Consider the following 18,408-nt stretch of genomic DNA (forward strand, 5'->3'; position numbering starts at 1 on the left):
GTCTCGGCTCGAACCGCACTAGCTGACCCTCCGGATGCGGGCGCCGAGCGCCTGGAGCTTTTTCTCGAGAGCCTCGTAGCCGCGATCCAGGTGGTAGACGCGCGAGACCTCGGTGGTGCCGCGCGCCGCGAGCCCGGCCACCACGAGCGAGGCCGAGGCGCGCAGATCGGTCGCCATGACGGGCGCGCCCTGGTAGGCGCCGACGCCGCGCACGACCGCGATGGACCCCTCCGTCTCGATCAGCGCCCCCATGCGGCAGAGCTCGGCCACGTGCATGAACCGGTTCTCGAAGATGGTCTCCGTGATCTTGCTGAGCCCGTCGGCCAGCCCAAGGAGCGTCATCATCTGGGCCTGCATGTCGGTCGGAAAGCCCGGGAACGGGCTCGTGATGATGTCGGCCGCCCTCGGGCGCGCCGACCCGACGCAACGGATCCTGTCGCCGTCGACGGTCAAGGCCGCGCCGCACTCTTCGAGCTTCGCCAGGGTGGCCGTCATGTGGCGCGGCGCCGCGCCGGTGACCGTCACGTCTCCGCCGCTGATCGCCCCGGCGACGAGCAGGGTGCCCGCCTCGATCCTGTCGGGAATGATGCGGTGCCGGGCTCCACCGAGCTCGGCGACGCCCTCGATCTCGATGCGCTCGGTGCCCGCGCCCTCGATGCGCGCGCCCATGGCGATCAGCAGCCGGGCCAGGTCGGCCACCTCGGGCTCGCGCGCGGCGTTCTCCAGCACGGTCACGCCCTCGGCGAGCGCGGCAGCCATCATGAGGTTTTCGGTGCCGGTGACCGTGACGAGGTCGGCCGTGATCCGCGCGCCTTTAAGCCGGCTCGCCCGGGCTTCGATGTACCCGCGCTCGATGACGATGTCGGCGCCGAGTCTGGCCAGGCCCTTCAGGTGCTGGTCGATGGGGCGCACGCCGATGGCGCAGCCGCCGGGCAGCGCGACGCGCGCCACCCCGGTGCGCGCCAGGAGCGGCCCCAGCACGACCACCGAAGCGCGCATGGTGGACACGAGCTCGTACGGCGCCTCGTGGCTCGCCACGCACTTTACCTGGAGCCGCGTGGCGCCGCCGGGCCCCACGGACGTCTCGGCGCCCAGTCTCTCGAGGAGCTTGCGCATGGTCACCACGTCGGCCAAGGCCGGGACGTTCTCGAGCATCACCGGCTGGGCCGTCAGCAGGCTCGCGGCCATGGCAGGCAGGGCCGCATTCTTGGCGGCGCTGACCTGGACCTCGCCCCGCAGCGGGGTGCCGCCTTCGATGACCAGACGGGCCGGCATCAGCAGTCTATCCTCTGGGCCGCCGCAGCCGTGGGCGGCGCCGACGCCGTGCCCTCGGCCCACCGGCCCTCGATGTAACGCTCGATCTCGCGCAGGTCGCGACGCGCGCCGATACGCGAGAAGCCCTCGGCGGCCATCAGCGAGGCCAGCGACCCGGCCTGCTCCTCGCCGATCTCCATCAGGAGCCACGCGCCCGGGCGGAGGAAGCGCGGCGCCTCGGTGATGATCCGCCGCAGCACGCGCATGCCGTCGGGCCCGCCGTCGAGCGCCAGCCGCGGCTCGAATCGCTCGACCTCCGTGGGCAGCGTCGGGATGACGCCGCTAGGGCAATACGGAGGGTTGGCGACGACCATATCGAGGCTGCCGGCGAGCGAAGCCAGGGGGCCAAAGAGATCCCCGGCGAGGAGTCTCACGCGCGACGCCAGCCCGAGCGCGCGCACGTTGTCTGAAGCCACGGTCAGCGCGCCCAGCGACTGGTCCACGGCGAGCACCTCGAGATCGGGGCGGGCGGCCGCGAGCGCGCAGGCGATGGCCCCGCTGCCCGTGCCGATGTCGGCCACGAGCGCCCCAGGCCTCTCGGCGAGAAGCTCGAGCGCGCGCTCCACAAGGCCCTCGGTTTCGGGACGCGGGATCAGGACGTCGGGCGTCACCGCGATCCTGAGACCGCGGAACTCCTCGAAGCCCAGGATGTGCTGGACGGGCTCGTGGGCGGCGCGGCGGTCCAGGAGGGCCCTGAAGCTGGCGGCCGCGCGCGCGTCGACGGAACGGCGCGGCTCGACGTAGACCGTCAGTCGGTCGGTCCCGAGCGCTTGGGCCATGAGGCGCAGGGCGTCCTGGCGGGCGCAGTCGAGCCCGGCGAGCGCCAGTCGCCGGGTACCCTCTGCGAGGAGCGATGCCGCGGTGATCGTCACGACGCGGCTCCGAGCTTCCGCCGCTGATCTTCGGCGCTCAGCGCGTCCAGGATCTCGTCGAGGTCGCCCTCGAGGACGGCCGGCAAGCGATGGATCGTGAGGTTGATGCGGTGGTCCGAGATGCGGCCCTGGGGGAAGTTGTACGTGCGGATCCGCTCGCTGCGCTCGCCCGTGCCGACCTGGCTGCGGCGGTCGGCGGCGATGGCGGCGGCCTGCTCGTCCTGCGCGCGCTCGAGCAGCCGCGCCTTGAGCACCCGGAGCGCCTTCGCGCGGTTCTTGATCTGGGAGCGCTCGTCCTGGCAGGTGACGACGAGCCCCGTCGGGATGTGGGTCAGCCGCACGGCGGAGTCGGTCGTGTTGACGCCCTGCCCGCCGGGTCCCGACGACCGGTATACGTCCACCCGGATGTCCTTCTCCTCGACCCGGATGTCCACGTCTTCGGCCTCGGGCAGGACGGCCACCGTCACCGTGGAGGTGTGGATGCGACCGCTCGACTCGGTCTGCGGCACCCGCTGGACGCGGTGCACGCCGCGCTCGAACTTGAGCCGGCTCCAGGCGCCCCGGCCCTGGATAGACAGCACGATCTCCTTGAAGCCGCCCACGCCGGTCGGGTGGCTGTCCATCACCTCGACCTTCCACTTCTGGCGCTCCGAGTACTTCGTGTACATCCGCGCGAGGTCGGCGGCGAAGAGCCCCGCCTCGTCCCCGCCGGCGCCGGCGCGGATCTCCACGAAGACGTTCTTGTCGTCGTTGGGATCCTTCGGAAGGATCAGCGCGCGCAACTCGTCCTCGAGCTTGCCCTGGCGGGCGGCGAGCTCGTCCACCTCGGCCTGCGCCATCTCGCGCATGTCGCGGTCGGCGTCCTCGGCGGCCATGTGACGGGCCTCCTCGAGACGTCCCAGGAGCTGCTTGAACTCCTCGAACTTCTGGACGACCTCGGAAAGCTCCGAGGCGGCCTTGGCGGTTTTGGCGTAGTCGGCCGGCTGGCCGATGACGGCGGGGTCGGCCATCGAGCGGGTCAACTCGCGGTACCGCTCCTCGATCTGGCGGAGCTTGTCAAACATGGAGCGCCCTCATCGGGAGCTGGGCAGACAGTGACGCCGCCGCGCGGGGGGACGGGGACAGGAAACGCTTCGGGACACTGATTGCGTGGCGCGGCGCGCGGCCGGCCTGTGCCCTACCCCTCCGCGATCGGCTTCCTCTTGTACTTCCGCTGGAAGCGCTCGACGCGGCCGGCTGTATCCAGGAATTTGTGCTTGCCGGTAAAGAACGGGTGGCACTTGGAGCACACCTCCACCCGCATCTGCGGCTGGGTGGAGCGGGTGTGGATGACCTCCCCGCAGTTACAGGTAATCGTGGTGTCGACGTATTCGGGATGAATACCAGCCTTCACGGCCCACCTCCTGTATAAATGCGAATGAAGCTCAGAGGATAACAGCGAAGGCGACAAAACGCAAGAAATCCGATACTTCCACCCGATAGACCCCCCTGGGGCGGGGGACCTACCCCATCTGGCTCATCGCGCTCAGGAAGTCCTTGTTCGTCTTGGTCAGCTTGAGCTTGTCGAGGAGCAGCTCCATGGCCTCGACCGGGTTCAACTGGCTCAGGGCTTTGCGCAAGAGCCACACCTTCTGGAGCTCGTCCTTCTCAAGGAGCAGCTCTTCCTTCCGGGTGCCGGTCTGTTCGATGTTGATGGTCGGGAAGACCCGCTTGTCCATGAGGCGCCGGTCCAGGTGCACCTCCATGTTGCCGGTGCCCTTGAACTCCTCGAAGATCACGTCGTCCATCCGCGAGCCCGTGTCGACGAGGGCCGTCGCCATGATGGTCAGCGAGCCGCCCTCCTCGATGTTCCGCGCGGCGGCGAAGAAGCGCCGCGGCCGCTGCAGCGCGTTGGCGTCGAGGCCGCCGGAGAGCACCTTGCCCGAGGACGGGATGACCGCGTTGTGGGCGCGCGCGAAACGCGTGATGGAGTCCAGGAGAATGACGACATCTCTCTTGTGTTCGACCAGACGCTTGGCCTTCTCGATGACCATGTCGGCCACCTGCACGTGCCGCTGCGGCGGCTCGTCGAAGGTCGAGGAGATGACCTCACCCTTGACCGAACGCTGCATATCGGTCACCTCTTCGGGCCGCTCGTCGATCAGCAGCACGATGAGGTACACCTCGGGGTGGTTCTTGGCGATGGCGTTGGCGAGGTTCTGCAGCATCACCGTCTTGCCGGTGCGGGGGGCAGCGACGATCAAGCCGCGCTGCCCCTTGCCGATCGGGCAGAGCAGGTCCATGACCCGCGTCGTCAGGTTCTCCGATTCGTGCTCGAGCCTGAGCCGCTCCATCGGGTAGAGCGGCGTGAGGTTGTCGAAGATGGTCTTGTCGCGCGACTGCTCGGGCGTCTCGAAGTTGATCGCCTCGACCTTCAGCAGCGCGAAGTAGCGCTCGGTGTCCTTCGGCGGCCGCACCTGGCCGGAGATCGTGTCGCCCGTGCGCAGGTCGAAGCGGCGGATCTGCGACGGCGAAACGTAGATGTCGTCCGGTCCCGGCAGGTAGTTGTAGTCCGGCGCGCGGAGGAAGCCGAATCCGTCGGGGAGAACCTCGAGAACACCCTCGGCGAAGATGAGCCCGTCTCGCTCCGCCTGGCCCTGCAGGATCTTGAAGATCAGCTCCTGCTTCCGGAGGCCGCTGAAGCCCTGGACACCCAGGTCCTTGGCGACCCCGTTCAACTCGGTGATGGTCTTATCCTTCAACTCGGACAGGTTCATCCTGTTACCTCCTGCCCCACCGGACTCGGACGAGGCCTCATCGGTGGCGTCGGACTTCTGCGGCGAGGGCCGCCTGGGACTACGCTGCGAGATGGCGATCTCCGGGGGGTTGAATGTGTACGGGGTGTTGAAATCGACTACTTCGATCAATCTCCCACAGCCCCGCGGGAGATGTCAAACGAATTCTCGGGGGCCTCAGGCTGTCAGAGGCGCGTCTCGATAATGGCCTTGCCTCGGATCTCGACCAGCCACTCGTTCAGGCGAACGTCGTACTTCTGCTTGTAGAGGATATCGCGGATCTGGTTGCGCGCCTGGGTCAGCTGCTCGCCCGCCAGCGTCTCCTTGGACTCGAGCTCGAACAGGTGGTAGCCGACCGCCGAGCGGAACGGTGACGAGTGCTCCCCGGGAGAGAGCCGCAGGATGGCCTTCTCGATGTCGGGAGCCAGCTCTCCCCGCTTGAGCACACCGAGCCGGCCGCCATTCTTGGCGGTCGCGGTATCGTCGGAGAACTCCCGCGCCAGCTCGCCGAACTCCTCCCCGCCCATGACGCGCGTGAAGACGTCCTCCGCGCGCCGCCTCGCCGGCTGCCAGCCGTCCTCCCCCGCCCCCGCGGGCGGCACGAAAAGGATGTGCCGCGCCTCGAAAGACAGGCCCGTCTCGAGCTTTTCGCGGTTGGCGTTGAGGTACTGGTCGATATCCTCCTCAGTCACCGAGATGCGGAGGTTGACCTTGCGGCGCTTGATGCGCTCCACCAGCAGCTGCTCCCGAAGCCGCTTCTTGACTCCGTCCAGGCTCAGTCCCTGGGCCTTGACCATCTGTTCGAATTCGACCTCGTTCTTGGCGCCCAGCCGCTTCTGAATCTCGTCGAGCTGCTCCTTCATCTCCGCGTCGTCCACGACGATCTTCTCGCGCTCGGCCTGCTGGAGCTGGAGGCGCTTCTCGATGATGCTGGCCAGCGTCTTCTCGCGAAGCCCCGCGCGCTCCTCGGGCGTCGACGGCGCCTGCTTGGTCTCGTAGACGGCATAGGCCTCCGCCTCCTCCAGCTCGTACAGCGTGACGGCGTCGCTGTTGACGACGCAGATGACGCGGTCCACGACCAATTCGCCGTCCGAGAGCGGCGCGGGCCGCGAGAGGATCGGAGCGCGGACCTCGTGGGGAGGCGGCGGGGGCGGCGGGGGTTCGGGCGCCTTGGCCTTGCCCACGAGCGGCACCCACGAGGGGGTGGAGCAGCCGGACAGAGCCAAGAGCGCGGCGGCAGCCAGGATGAGGCGCGCCGCGCCGCTCACGCGAGAGACTCCAAGAGGGCCCGGAGCGTGTCGCGCACCGCGGGCCAGGGACCCGCAGGGACCGCTGCCTCCAACATGAACTCCTTCCGCATGCGCACTCCGCCGCCGGTCCGGCCGATGACGGCCAGGATCCGCTCGGGCGTTACGGGCGTCGACGGGGCGAAGGTCACGAGCACCCGGCCCCCACCGACCTCGACGCGCTCGGCGTGAAGTCGCCGGGCCAGCGCCCGAAGCCCCACCACGTCGAGCAGCGCCTCCACCGGCGGCGGCGGCGGGCCGAAGCGGTCCGCGAGCTCGGCCCGCATCTCCACGATCGCCCCGTCCCCGTCCAGGTCCGTCAACCGCTGGTAGATCGCGAGCCGCTGATTGACCTCGGGGACGTAGGCGTCAGGTAGGAGCGCCTCGACGCCCACCGTGATGACCGGATCCACCGTGGTCCCGGCCGGTTCGCCCTTCAATTCTCTCACGGCCTCGGCCAGGAGCTTGGTGTAAAGATCGAACCCCACGGCCGCGATGTGGCCGTGCTGTTCCGCGCCCAGGAGGTTGCCGGACCCGCGGATCTCCAGGTCCCGCATGGCGAGCCGGAAGCCGGCACCGAGCTCCGTCATGTCCTCGATGACGCGCAGGCGCCGCTGCGCCGTCAGGTCGAGACGGCCGTCGGCGGGCACCAAGAGGTACGCGTAGGCCTGCTGGCGCTCCCGTCCGACGCGGCCGCGCAGCTGGTAGAGCTGGGCCAGGCCGAAGCGGTCGGCGCGGTTGATGATGATGGTGTTCGACGCCGGGATGTCGAGCCCCGACTCAACGATGGCCGTCGAGACCAGGATGTCGGCCTGCCCGTCGACGAACTTGATCATCACCGACTCGAGCTCCCGCTCGCCCATCTGTCCGTGACCCATGACCACCCGCGCCTCGGGGCAGAGCGCCTGCACGAATGCGGTCATGGACGGCAGCGACTGGACGCGGTTGTGGACGAAGAAGACCTGGCCGCCGCGGCCGAGCTCCCGCTCGATCGCCTCCTTGATCACCGCACGGCTGAAGCCGGTGACCACGGTCTCAACCGGCAGCCGGTCGAGCGGCGGCGTCTCGATCACCGAGAGGTCTCGCACGCCCGCCAGCGACATGTACAGCGTGCGCGGGATCGGCGTGGCCGTGAGCGTCAGCGCGTCCACCGAGGCGCGCAGCTGCTTGACGCGCTCCTTGTGGGTGACGCCGAAGCGGTGCTCCTCGTCCACCACGAGGAGACCCAAGTTGCGAAACTGCACGTCCTTGGAGAGCAGCCGGTGCGTGCCGATGACGACGTCCACGGCGCCTGTCCGCAGGCCCTCGACGACCGCCTTCTGCTCTTTCGGGCTGCGGAAGCGCGAGAGAACCTCCACGCGAGCCGGGAACGCGCCGAAGCGGTCGCTGAAGGTGTGGAAGTGCTGCTGGGCGAGCACGGTGGTCGGCACGAGGACAGCCACCTGACGGCCGTCGGCCACCGCCTTGAAGGCCGCGCGCAGCGCGACTTCGGTCTTGCCGTAACCTACGTCACCCGCCACGAGCCGGTCCATGGGCCGCGGGCGCTCGAGGTCGGCCTTGACGTCCTCGATGGCGCGCAGCTGGTCGGGCGTCTCCTCGAAACGGAAGGCGGCCTCGAACTCGCGCTGCCAGGGCGTGTCGGGGGAAAAGGGCGCCCGCTCGGCGACTGAGCGGGCAGCGTAGAGCCGGAGGAGCTGCTCGGCCATCTGGCGAACGGCCGCGCGCACCGACTCCTTGATGCGCTGCCAGGCGCCGCCGCCCATGCGGTCGAGCCGAGCCGCGCCCGAGGGCGCGCCCATGTACTTGGAAATGAGGTCGAGCCGCTCGACGGGCAGGTAGAGCCGGCCGCCCTCGGCGTACTCGAGGAGGAGGAAGTCAGCTTCGCGGCCGTCCACGGCCATGGTCTGAAGCCCGTGGTAGCGGCCGACGCCGTGGGACTCGTGGACCACGAGGTCGTTGGGGTTGAGGTCGGTGAAGGCCGCGATGGCCTGGCCCCGCTGGAAGACCGGGCGGCGGAGCCGGCGGCGCCGCGCGCCGAAGATGTCTTCCTCGGCGAGAAGGACGAAACCCAGCGCCGGCAGCTGGAAGCCGGCGGCGCAATCGCCGGCGATGACACCGAGCCCCTCGCCGCTCCAGAGGGATGCGCCGGGCCAGGGCTCGAGGTCGTGCTCGGCCAGGATGCCCCGGAGACGGACGGCCTGCTGCTCGTCGTCCACGACGAGGCGCACGGCGAAGCCCTCGGCCCGCCAGCCTCGGATCTCGCCGGCCAGCTCCTTGAAGCGGCCCTGGAAGCCGCCCACCGAGCGCGCGCCCATGGCGACGCGCGGCGCGCTCCCGGCTCCGCGCTGGAGCAGCGGCAGCTCGAGCCGCTGGAACCCGGACAGCGCCTCCGCGAGCGGCACGGCCGAGGGCGCGTCCTCAGGGGGCGCTTCGAGGAGCGCCGGGTCGTCGAGAATCACCAGCGCGTCACTCGGAAGCCAGGCCGAGAGCAGGACGGCGGAGCCCGGATCGGCCCCGAGCGGCAGGACGACGATCTCGCGGAGCGACTCCACCGAGCGCTGGGTCGTGGGGTCGAAGAGACGCAACGACTCGACCTCGTCGCCCACGAACTCGGCCCGCACCGGCCGCTCGCGCGCCGGCGAGAACACGTCCACGATGCCGCCCCTCAAGCTCCACTGCCCGACCTCGACCACGGTGTCCACGCGCTCGTATCCCGCGGCCTCGAGCCGGCCGAGGAGCACGTCGCGCTCGATCGTGCCGCCGACCTCCAGGGAGAAGGTGCGCGCGCGGAACTCACCGGGCGGGAGCAGCGGGGCGGCGAGCGCGGAGGGCGTCGCGACCACGACGACGGGGCGCCCGCGCGCCATATAGTGGCAGGCCCGCGCGCGCTCGGCCGCGTGGTCCCGATGCCGGCCGCGCCACGAGGCGGGCTCGGCGGGCGGGAACTCCAGCACGGGCGCAGCGCCCGCGCCCTCGAGGCTGTCCAGGAAGAAGCGGGCGTCCTCGGCCATCCGGTGCCGCTCCGGCATTCCGGGTGCCAGCAGCAGCGCGGGCCGTCCCGTCTGGCTCACGAGAGCGGCGGCCACGAGGGCGCGGGCGGAGCCCCAGAGCCCGTCGGCCTGGAGACAAGGAACTCCCCGGGCGAGGGCCGCCCCGAGCTCTCCAAGCGCGGCCCACCGGGACAGGATCGACTCCGAAGCCGTGACGTTCATGAACGCTTGCTGCGTGACACAGGGATCTACGCTACCACGATGCAGCGGGAGCGGCTTGGGTCGGACGTCAGGCCCTCGGGCCCCGCGCCAGATAGAAGCTCAGGGTTTCGAGCTCAATGGAGAGGTCCACGCTCTTGAAGCGGACGTCCTTCGGCGCGCGGATCCGGCCGGGGGCGAAATTGAGGATCGCCTTGATGCCTGCCGACACGAGCGCCTCCGTCACGGGCTGCGCCGACTCGGCAGGCACGGCCACGATCGCGAGCTGGAGCTTGCGGGCCTTGGCCTCCCGGGGCAGATCGCGGAGTGGCAGGATGGGCACGCCGTCGGCCGCCTGCCCGAGCTTGCCTGGGTCGTCGTCGAAGATGGCCGCGATCCGGAAGCCCTGGCGCGCGAAGCCCTTGTAGTGGAAGAGCGCGGAGCCGAGGTTGCCGAAGCCGACGAGCGCCACCTGCCATTCGCGGTCCAGCCCGAGGATCTTCTGCAGTTCGGCCTTGAGGCCCGAAATGTAGTAGCCGATGCCCCGAACGCCGAACTCGCCGAAGTAGGCCAGGTCCTTCCGTACTTGGGCGGAGTTGAGATTGAAGCGCTCGGCCAGCTCCTGGGAGGAGATGGTCTTGATCCCGTCTTCCTCCAGCTGCTGGAGACACCGGGTGTAGACGGACAGACGGCGAACCGTCATCTCCGGGATCCGGGGAATCTTGAACTGGGATCGTCGAGTCATTCCGTTCCCGGCCGTCTCCGCCCGCCTCGCTCGAGAGCGCGGCGCGGGGCGCCCCGGGCGATCGCGGGACGCCCGCCGCCGTCTACTTTATCGGCTGGACGAAAAGCAGGATCGCGGCGATGACGAACACGTACAGGGCCAGCGACTCGATGAGCGCCAGACCGATGATCATGACGGTCTGGATGCGGGCGGCAGCGCCGGGCTGTCGCGCCACGGCTTCCGCGGCCGAAGCCGCGGCCAGGCCCTGACCGACGCCGCAAAGACCCGAGGCGATGCCCATGCCCAGGCCGGCGGCCAGCACCGCGAAGGGCCCCACCCAGCTGCCGCTCCCGCCCTCGGCGGCGAAAGCCAGGCTCGGGATCGAAAGCAGCGACCACGTCATCAACGTCAGTATCAGTGAACGTCGCACGACTTGTCCTCCTTGGCAGTGGTGAACGGCTAATGGTGCTCGGCTTCCTCAAGGGCCAGGGCGATGTAGACCATGGACAGAATGCAGAAAATGAACGCTTGCAGGAACGCCACCAGGATCTTGAGCGGCAGCATGAACCCGGTCGTGAACGCGACCATAAGAGCCACAAGCGGGGTGCCTAGCACGAGCCCGGCCACCTTTCCCGTCAGCACCCAGCCGAACAACCAGTCAAAGCCCGTGAGGAGGAAGAGGACTCCGAGCAGGATGTGGCCGGCGAACATGTTGGCGAAGAGCCGGAGCGACAGCGATAGCATCCGCGCCAGGTGGCTCACCACCTCGATGGGGAACATGAGCGGTGCGAGCCACGGTACCGGCCCACCGAAGTGCTTGATGTAGGCGAACAGCCCCTGCTTCCGGATCCCTACATAGTGGTAGTAGCAGAACACGATCACCGCGCAGGGGATGGTGGTGTACATGTTGCCCGTCGGCGCGATTAGTCCTGGGACGAGACCGAGCAGGTTGGAGGTGAGGATGAATAGTCCCAGCGTCGCGATCAGGGGTAGGAAGCGGCGCCCGTCGTGGCCGATCACCTCGTCGAGCATAGCCAGGAATTGCTCGAGGACGACTTCCATGAAGTTCTGGAGTCCCCTCGGCGCCATCTGGAGATTCCGCGTGGCGGCCAGGGACAGAAGGACCAGGATGCCCATGGCCACCCACGCGTAAAAGACATGGTCGGGGATACCCAAAGGGGCGAGGCTGACGATCGGCGGATGCTCAATGGCTCCCACTGGATCCTCTACACAGTGGCGCGGGCGGCGCGGAGCCCGAGGATGATCAGGACGGGAGGCAGGACCGACAGCCCGGCCACGAGCCCCATCGGGTGGGCAGCGCCGCTCCACAGCAGCAAGGCCACGACCCCGAAGAGGACCGCATAGCGCAGGGCCAGAGCCATCACCCACAGCGGGTGGGACCGGCCGCCGGCGAGGAAGGCGCCGGCGTTGCGGACGCCACGCGAGAGCCAGTGAAGGCTGCCCAGCGAAAGCAGTCCGCCGGCCAGGGTGCCGAGCGCGCTCGATGCGCCGCCGATCCACGCGCTGGCCAGCAGCACTGGCACCAGGAGCGCCAGCGATACCCGGCTCACGCGTGCGACCAGCTCAAGACCCATCGCGCTCCCTTTGCTCTGCCCGCTTGATTGATCGAAATAGATTGCGGAATCCCGCGACGATGCCCACGCCCAGCCCGATCAGCGTGAACCACGGACTGCTGTTGAGCCAGCGGTCCACAAAGTAGCCGCCGATCATCGCGCCGGCCGTGGCCACCACTAGGGTGATACCCACCGATGCCAGCATGCCGAGCGACCCCCAGGGCGACGACTTTGCTGCCATCGCGGGCGCCCTCAGCAAGCCAATGGGTACGTCATGTGAATGGAAACACTATCACAGCGATTTCGGGAAGACAAGGGGCCTAACGTGCTTGAATTGCTGCCGAACATAGGCTTGATCTCCCGTCAGTCAGTCACAAACGCAGGAATTTTGCCGGCCTGTTCCAGCCCCGCTTCGTCCTGGCACTAGCCAAAGACCCCGCCCATGCGCCCTGCCGCGAGACGGTTGATGATGACCACGCTCAGGGCGGCGACGGCGATCAGGATGACGCCGAGCGCGGCCGCCTCGCTCGACGAGCCCGCGATGTAGAAGGCGAAAATGCCGTTGGTGATCATCTCCCAGCCGCCGAGGGCCAGAAAGAGCACGGCCGAGGCCTCCTGGAGCGAGGTCATGAAGGAGAAGAGGCTGCCCACGACGACGCCCTTCCAGATGAGCGGCAGCGTCACGTCGCGAAAAGCGCGCAGGCCCGAGGCGCCCACGCTCGCGGCCGCCTCCTCCATCGAGCGGTGGACAAGCTGCAGCGAGGAGTAGGCGCCGCGTACCGTGTACGGCAGGCGCCGCACCGCCAGCACCAGCGGCATGACGATCCAGTAGGAGGTCAGACCACGGTCGAAGCCCGGCAGGTCGAAGTGGAAGGCGCGGATGTAGGCGATGCCGATCGCCGTGCCCGGCACCGCCAGGATCAAGGTGTTCAGCGAGTCGAGCGCCCCGCGCCCCGGCATCGTCGAGCGGCCGAGGATCCAGGCGATGGGCACGCCGACGGCGATGCAGAGCACCACCGCGAGCCCCGAGTAGAGGAAGCTGTTGACGATGTACTTCGGGGTCTCGACGATGACGCGCTCGTAATGCTGGAGCGTATAGGACAGCGGCAGCGGCGTCAGCGACCACCCCCGGCTGAAGGACGCGAGCGCGACGCCGACGTACGGGATGAAGGACAGCAGCATGAGGACCGAGAGGAAGGCGACGGCCGCGGCCTGGCGCGGCGGGGAAAGGCGGCGGCGCGCAATGGTTGAGTAAGACAGGGACGAGTAGTCCTTGAGCCCGACCCAGCGGCGAGCTACCAAGAGAAAAGCGACGGCTAAGAGCACCATCAGCGCGGAGATGACGATGCCCATCCGGAAGATCCGCCGGTCCACGAACTGGACGATGTTGAGATAGGCTTGGGGCGCGAGGAGATCCTGGACCCCCAGGATGAGCGGCGTCGCAAAATCGGAAAACGTCCAGATGAAGACCAGGAGCGCGCCCGCGACGTAGCCCGGCGTGGTCAGCGGCAGGGTGATCGTCCGGAACTTCGTCCAGCCGCGGGCCCCGACGCTCTCGGCCGCCTCCTCGAGCGCGGGGTCGATCTTGCCGAGGGCGTCCACCACGTTGAGCGTGATCATCGGGAAGAGGTGGAGGGTCTCCACCAGCACCACGCCGTGGATGCCGTACAGGAAGTTGATGGGCTTGAGCATGTCGAAGAGGTCCATCAGCAGCACGTTGACCGAGCCCGCCCGCCCAAGGATGAACGTGAAGCCGAGCGTCCCCACGAGCGGCGGCGAAATGATGGGGATCAGGGTCAGGTAGCTGAAGAGCCCCCGGCCCCGGAAGTCGAAGCGCACCAGGAGGAAGGCAACCGCGATCCCGATCACGGAAGACGCCGCGACGGTCGCGACACCGAGGACGAGCGACTTCCAGAGCGCGCGCAGGTAGAAGCTGTCGGTGAAGAAGCCGGCGAAGTTGGCGAGGGTCAGCCGTCCCGCCTCGTCGGTGACCGCGTCGTAGAAGATGCGCGCCAGCGGGTAGACGAGGAACAGCGCGAGGAACAGCCAGATGAGCCCGATCCCGAGTGTTGGGCCGAGCGCTCCCTTCGCGCGGGGCCTAGACATCTTCGGGAGCATCGGGGGCGACGGCCAGCGTGACGGAGGCGGGAAAGCCGACAACGACCTCTCGACCGATCGGCAGCGGCTCGTGGTGCCACGGGTCGCGGATGTCGGCCTTGAGGACCTGGCCGCCTTGGGCCTCGATGTCATACCGGAGGGCGTTGCCGAGGTAAGCGACGAAGCTCACGCGGCCGCGCACCACGTTGCCGCCGTTCGCCGCGGCCGCGCCGACGGCGATGTTCTCGGGTCGGATGGCCAGCACGCACCGGTCGCCGACGGGGCCGCTCGGGACGGCGCGGAGCCGGCCGAGCGCGGTGTCCACGACCAGCTCGCCGCCGGCGCGCTCGCTGACCCGCCCGGGCACCAGGTTGTTGGTGCCGACGAAGTCCGCGACGAAGCGCGTACGCGGCCGCTCGTAGAGCTCCTTCGGCGCGCCGACCTGGAGCACCCGGCCGTCCTTCATCACCGCCACGCGGTCGGAGAGCGAGAGCGCCTCCTCCTGGTCGTGGGTGACGTAGATGGTCGTGATGCCAAGCTCCTGCTGGAGCTTGCGGATCTCGGCGCGCACCTGGACGCGGATCTTCGCGTCGAGGTTCGAGAGCGGTTCGTCGAGCAGGAGGATGTCCGGGTTGAGCACGAGCGCCCGGGCCAGGGCCACGCGCTGCTGCTGACCGCCCGAGAGCTGCCCCGGATAGCGCGACTCGAAGCCCGTGAGGTTGACCTTGCGCAGCCCTTCGGCCAGGCGCGCCGCTACCTCGGCCTTCCCAAGCTTCCGCAGCTTGAGCCCGTAGGCGACGTTGGCCGCGACCGTCATGTGGGGCCAGAGGGCGTAGTTCTGGAACACCATGCCGATGTTCCGCTCGTACGGCGGGAGCCCGCTCACCACGCGGTCACCGAAGCGGATCTCGCCCGCGTCCGGCTGGTAGAAGCCCGCCAGGAGCCTCAGCAGCGAGGTCTTGCCGCAGCCCGATGGGCCCAGGAGCGTGAACAGCTCGCCGTCACGCACGGTGAGATCGGCCCGGTCCACCGCGGTGACGGCGCCGAACCGCTTGACGACCTCACGGATCGTGATGTTCACGGCCTACTTCTTCTTCAGGTCCTCCCATTTGGCCTCGATGTCACTGCGGAAGCGCACCTTGAGCGCGTCGGAACGCTTGGCGGCGACGGCCTCATCGTAGACGTTGGCGACCTCGCGGTCGAAGTACGAGCGGACTCCACCCGTGAACTCCACGGCCAGCTCCGCCGTCGAGCCGGGCGCGCCCTGGACCTTGAACTTGGGCGTGATCGGGAAGAGCCCGCGCTCCATGAAGACCTTCTGGCCTCGCTCGGTCAGGAGGAACTCGATGAAGGCCCGCGCCGCTTTCGGGTTGCGCGCGCCGGCCAGGATGGCCATCGGCTCGGGTGTCACGAAGGCGTACTTGGGCGCGACGAACTTGATGTCGAAGCCCGCCAGCTTCTCCTCGAAAGCCATGTAGGAGGGCACCGCGAAGCCCGCGGCGAACTCGCCCTTGGCGACGACGGTCGGCACGTCACGGCTGCGCGCCGTGAAGTGTCCCGTGTTGGCGGCCAGGCGCGCCAGCCACTCCCAGCCCTTGTCCTCGCCGTAGAGCGAGAGCATCACCTCGTACGTCGCGTTCGACGAGGACGAGCGCGTCGGCGCGCACTGGGCGACCTCGCCCTTGAGCTTCGGGTTCAGCAGGTCGTCCCACTCCTTCGGCTCCGGCGCTCCCAGGCGCTGGATGCGCTTGGGGTTGTACACGAGCCCGTACGGCTCGAGCGCGGTGCCGACCCAGTAGCCGTCCTTGTCCTTGAGCGGGATGGGCTTGGGCTTGCCGATGGAGGCAGGGATGGACTCCCACGCCGCCTTGGAGATCTCGACCTTCTGGAGGAGCTTCTGGTCCGCGAGCTTCTCGAAGAGCGCCGACTCGCCGCCCCAGAAGATGTCCACCTCCGGCTTGCCCTTCCACTCCGTGATGCGCCCGTAGGCCAACGGCGTACCGGCAGGGATGGCGCTGACCTTGACCGTGACGTTCCACTTCTCCTTCGCGTAGTCGGCGAAGGCCTTGAGCGCCGCGTCGTGGATGAACTTTGACACAGGGGTGATGAGGTTGAGCTCGCCCTCTATCGGGGCCGGGCCCTGCGCGTAGCTCTGTCCCGCGAAGCCGGCAAGGGCCACCAGCGCGGCCAGCGCCGCCAAGGCTGCAATGAATCGAACCATAAACGCCTCCTTTAACAGGTTACGGTTCCGCCCAGCCGCGGGCGCGCTCGACTGCCCGGCGCCAGCCGGCATAGCCCGCCGCGCGCCCGGCGCTGGCCGCCGACGGCGCGAAGCGGCGCTCGAGGCGCCAGCGGCTCGCAAGGTCGCCCGTCTTCCACAGCCCGGCGCCCACACCCGCGAGGAACGCGGCGCCCATCCCAGTCGTCTCGGTGACGGCGGGGCGGAGCACCTCGACGTTTAGCACGTCGGCCTGGAACTGGCAGAGAAAGTTGTTGGCCGCGGCGCCGCCGTCCACGCGCAGCGCCTGGAGCGGCGCGCCCGCCTCGAGCGTCATGGCGTCGAGCACGTCGCGGTTCTGGTAGGCGATCGCCTCGAGCGCGGCGCGCGCGATATGCGCCTTGGTGGTCCCGCGCGTCAAGCCGACAAGCACGCCGCGAGCGTACGGGTCCCAGTAGGGCGCGCCCAGGCCCGTGAAGGCCGGCACGAGGTAGACGCCGTCCGCGTCCGCGACGGACTCGGCCAGATCCTCGGTCCCGGCCGCGCTCCCGATGATGCCCAGGCCGTCGCGGAGCCACTGGACCACGGCGCCCGCGATGAACACGCTGCCCTCGAGCGCGTAAGTCGCCGCGCCGTCGAGCTGCCAGGCGACGGTGGTGAGGAGCCCGCGCTCGGACACGACCGGTTTGTCGCCCGTGTTCAGCAGAAGAAAGCAGCCGGTGCCGTAGGTGTTCTTGGCCATGCCGGGCTCGAAGCAGCACTGGCCGAAGAGCGCCGACTGCTGGTCCCCGGCGATCCCCGTCACCGGGATACCGGCTGGGAGGGCGCCCGCGGCGGTCTCGCCAGCGCCCGCGGCCGTTTCTCCGAAGAAGCCCGCGGACGGCCTGACCTCGGGAAGGAGCGCCGCCGGCACGCCGAGCGCCTCGCACAGCGCCTCGTCCCAGCGGAGCGCGCGGATGTCGAAGCAGAGCGTCCGCGAGGCGTTGGACGGGTCCGTGGCGTGGACGGCGCCGCCGGTGAGCCGCCAGAGGAGCCACGAGTCCACGGTGCCGAAGGCCAGCTCGCCGCGCTCGGCGCGGGCGCGCGCCCCCGGCACCTCGTCGAGCAGCCAGCGGATCTTGGTGCCGGAGAAGTACGGGTCGAGCATGAGGCCGGTCTTGCGCCTGAACTCGGCCTCGTGCCCCTCGGACTTGAGGCGCTCGCAGAAGGGCGCCGTCCGGCGGCACTGCCACACGATGGCGCGATGCACGGGGCGGCCCGAGGCGCGCTCCCACAGCACCGAGGTCTCGCGCTGGTTGGTGATGCCGATGGCCGCGATGTCCGCGCCGGTGACGCGCGCCGCAGACAGCGCTTCGCGAATGGCCTGAGTCGTGGTCTGCCAGATCTCCTCGGCGTCGTGCTCGACCCAGCCCGGCTTGGGGTAGTACTGCGGCAGTAGGACGTAGCCGCTTCCCCGGACCGCACCGTCGGGGTCCACGACGAGCGCGCGGGAGCCCGTCGTGCCCTGGTCCAGCGCCAGGACGAAGCGGCGCGCCGTCATCGCCCGAGAAGGGTCTTGGCGACGTCAGGCTGGTCGGTGATGAGGATGGCGGCGCCGGCGTCGATCTGACGCTTCATGCCCGCCGCGTCGTTCACCGTCCAGGCGCCGATCCCGATGCCGGCCGCGCGGGCCTGCGTCACCGCCGCCGCGTCCACCGCGGTGTGTTCGACTCCGATGAAGCGCACGCCCGCTGAGCGCAGCGTCTGGAGCTCCTCCGCCAGCGACGTCCGTCCGAGCATGCGGGCCGAGTAGAGCGCGCACGTCGCGACGGCGGGGCGCAGCTCGCGGACACGCCGCCACGTGGACTCCTCGAAGGCCAGGACGACCGTCGAGCCGGCCATACCGTGGCGGTCAAGGATGGCCAGCACCTTCTCCTCGATGCCCGGATAGCGCGCGCGCGACGCGTCGACCTTGATCTCGAGGAGCATGCGGCGGAGGCCCTGCGCCGCCACGGCCGCGACCTCGTCGAGCGTCGGCACGGTCTCCTCCGTCACCGCGCCCGTCCTGTCCTTGACGCGCAGCGCCTTGAGCTCGGCCACCGTGCGGTCCTTGACTGGACCCGAGCCCGTCGTGGTGCGGTCGAGCGTCGGGTCGTGGATGACGACGACCTCGCCGTCCTTCGAGAGGTGGACGTCGAACTCGATGAAGTCGACGCCCAGCGCGACGGCGTTCCGGAAGGCGAGCAGGCTGTTCTCGGGCCAGAGGAGCGCGCCGCCCCGGTGCGCGGCGAGGAGCGTCGCGGGCTTGTCCTGCGCGCCGGCGGATCCCGCGATCACGGCTACAGCGCCCAGCGCCCAGCCCATCACGAGCAAGATCCGCAT

At 69.2% G+C, this 18,408-nt stretch carries 17 protein-coding genes; all 17 read right to left on the bottom strand.

Annotated features, from left to right (window positions below):
• Positions 1-18: 18 nt before the first annotated feature.
• Positions 19-1,275 (bottom strand): UDP-N-acetylglucosamine 1-carboxyvinyltransferase, encoded by a 1,257-nt coding sequence (murA, locus tag VGV06_09740; protein HEV2055437.1) that lies wholly within the window; start codon positions 1,273-1,275, stop codon positions 19-21.
• Positions 1,275-2,186 (bottom strand): peptide chain release factor N(5)-glutamine methyltransferase, encoded by a 912-nt coding sequence (gene prmC / locus VGV06_09745; GenBank protein HEV2055438.1) that lies wholly within the window; start codon positions 2,184-2,186, stop codon positions 1,275-1,277. Before prmC ends, murA begins: the two co-directional genes overlap by 1 nt.
• Positions 2,183-3,250, bottom strand: a complete 1,068-nt coding sequence (prfA, locus tag VGV06_09750; GenBank protein ID HEV2055439.1) for a peptide chain release factor 1 — start codon at positions 3,248-3,250, stop codon at positions 2,183-2,185. The genes prmC and prfA overlap by 4 nt, the downstream gene beginning before the upstream one ends.
• Before the next feature lie 113 nt (positions 3,251-3,363).
• Positions 3,364-3,579 (bottom strand): 50S ribosomal protein L31, encoded by a 216-nt coding sequence (gene rpmE, locus VGV06_09755; GenBank protein HEV2055440.1) that lies wholly within the window; start codon positions 3,577-3,579, stop codon positions 3,364-3,366.
• Positions 3,580-3,688: 109 nt separating this feature from the next.
• Positions 3,689-4,942 (bottom strand): transcription termination factor Rho, encoded by a 1,254-nt coding sequence (gene rho, locus VGV06_09760; GenBank protein ID HEV2055441.1) that lies wholly within the window; start codon positions 4,940-4,942, stop codon positions 3,689-3,691.
• Positions 4,943-5,145: 203 nt separating this feature from the next.
• The gene (locus VGV06_09765; protein HEV2055442.1) at positions 5,146-6,228 is read right to left on the bottom strand and encodes a peptidylprolyl isomerase; all 1,083 of its coding nucleotides are present in this window, start codon (positions 6,226-6,228) and stop codon (positions 5,146-5,148) included.
• Positions 6,225-9,458 carry a transcription-repair coupling factor gene (gene mfd, locus VGV06_09770; protein ID HEV2055443.1) on the bottom strand — a complete coding sequence of 1,078 codons (3,234 nt, stop codon included), beginning with the start codon at positions 9,456-9,458 and terminating at the stop codon, positions 6,225-6,227. The genes VGV06_09765 and mfd overlap by 4 nt, the downstream gene beginning before the upstream one ends.
• Positions 9,459-9,525: 67 nt before the next feature.
• A complete protein-coding gene (locus VGV06_09775; protein HEV2055444.1) occupies positions 9,526-10,179 on the bottom strand; it encodes a redox-sensing transcriptional repressor Rex in 654 nt (217 codons plus the stop codon).
• An 82-nt stretch (positions 10,180-10,261) separates the two neighbouring features.
• A complete protein-coding gene (locus VGV06_09780) occupies positions 10,262-10,588 on the bottom strand; it encodes an ATP synthase F0 subunit C (protein HEV2055445.1) in 327 nt (108 codons plus the stop codon).
• A gap of 29 nt (positions 10,589-10,617) precedes the next feature.
• Positions 10,618-11,376, bottom strand: a complete 759-nt coding sequence (gene atpB / locus VGV06_09785) for a F0F1 ATP synthase subunit A (GenBank protein HEV2055446.1) — start codon at positions 11,374-11,376, stop codon at positions 10,618-10,620.
• A gap of 8 nt (positions 11,377-11,384) precedes the next feature.
• Positions 11,385-11,753 (bottom strand): ATP synthase subunit I, encoded by a 369-nt coding sequence (locus VGV06_09790; GenBank protein HEV2055447.1) that lies wholly within the window; start codon positions 11,751-11,753, stop codon positions 11,385-11,387.
• The gene (locus VGV06_09795; protein HEV2055448.1) at positions 11,743-11,973 is read right to left on the bottom strand and encodes an AtpZ/AtpI family protein; all 231 of its coding nucleotides are present in this window, start codon (positions 11,971-11,973) and stop codon (positions 11,743-11,745) included. Before VGV06_09795 ends, VGV06_09790 begins: the two co-directional genes overlap by 11 nt.
• Positions 11,974-12,155: 182 nt before the next feature.
• The gene (locus tag VGV06_09800) at positions 12,156-13,838 is read right to left on the bottom strand and encodes an iron ABC transporter permease (GenBank protein HEV2055449.1); all 1,683 of its coding nucleotides are present in this window, start codon (positions 13,836-13,838) and stop codon (positions 12,156-12,158) included.
• Positions 13,831-14,910, bottom strand: coding sequence for an ABC transporter ATP-binding protein (locus VGV06_09805; GenBank protein HEV2055450.1), 1,080 nt, complete (start codon positions 14,908-14,910; stop codon positions 13,831-13,833). Before VGV06_09805 ends, VGV06_09800 begins: the two co-directional genes overlap by 8 nt.
• 3 nt (positions 14,911-14,913) lie before the next feature.
• The gene (locus VGV06_09810) at positions 14,914-16,050 is read right to left on the bottom strand and encodes an extracellular solute-binding protein (protein HEV2055451.1); all 1,137 of its coding nucleotides are present in this window, start codon (positions 16,048-16,050) and stop codon (positions 14,914-14,916) included.
• A gap of 19 nt (positions 16,051-16,069) precedes the next feature.
• Positions 16,070-17,587, bottom strand: a complete 1,518-nt coding sequence (gene glpK, locus VGV06_09815; protein ID HEV2055452.1) for a glycerol kinase GlpK — start codon at positions 17,585-17,587, stop codon at positions 16,070-16,072.
• On the bottom strand, positions 17,584-18,408 hold the full coding sequence (locus VGV06_09820) for a glycerophosphodiester phosphodiesterase family protein (protein HEV2055453.1): 825 nt from the start codon (positions 18,406-18,408) through the stop codon (positions 17,584-17,586). The genes glpK and VGV06_09820 overlap by 4 nt, the downstream gene beginning before the upstream one ends.

The sequence above is a fragment of the Candidatus Methylomirabilota bacterium genome, assembly GCA_035936835.1.
In the GTDB taxonomy this organism is placed as follows: domain Bacteria; phylum Methylomirabilota; class Methylomirabilia; order Rokubacteriales; family CSP1-6; genus AR37.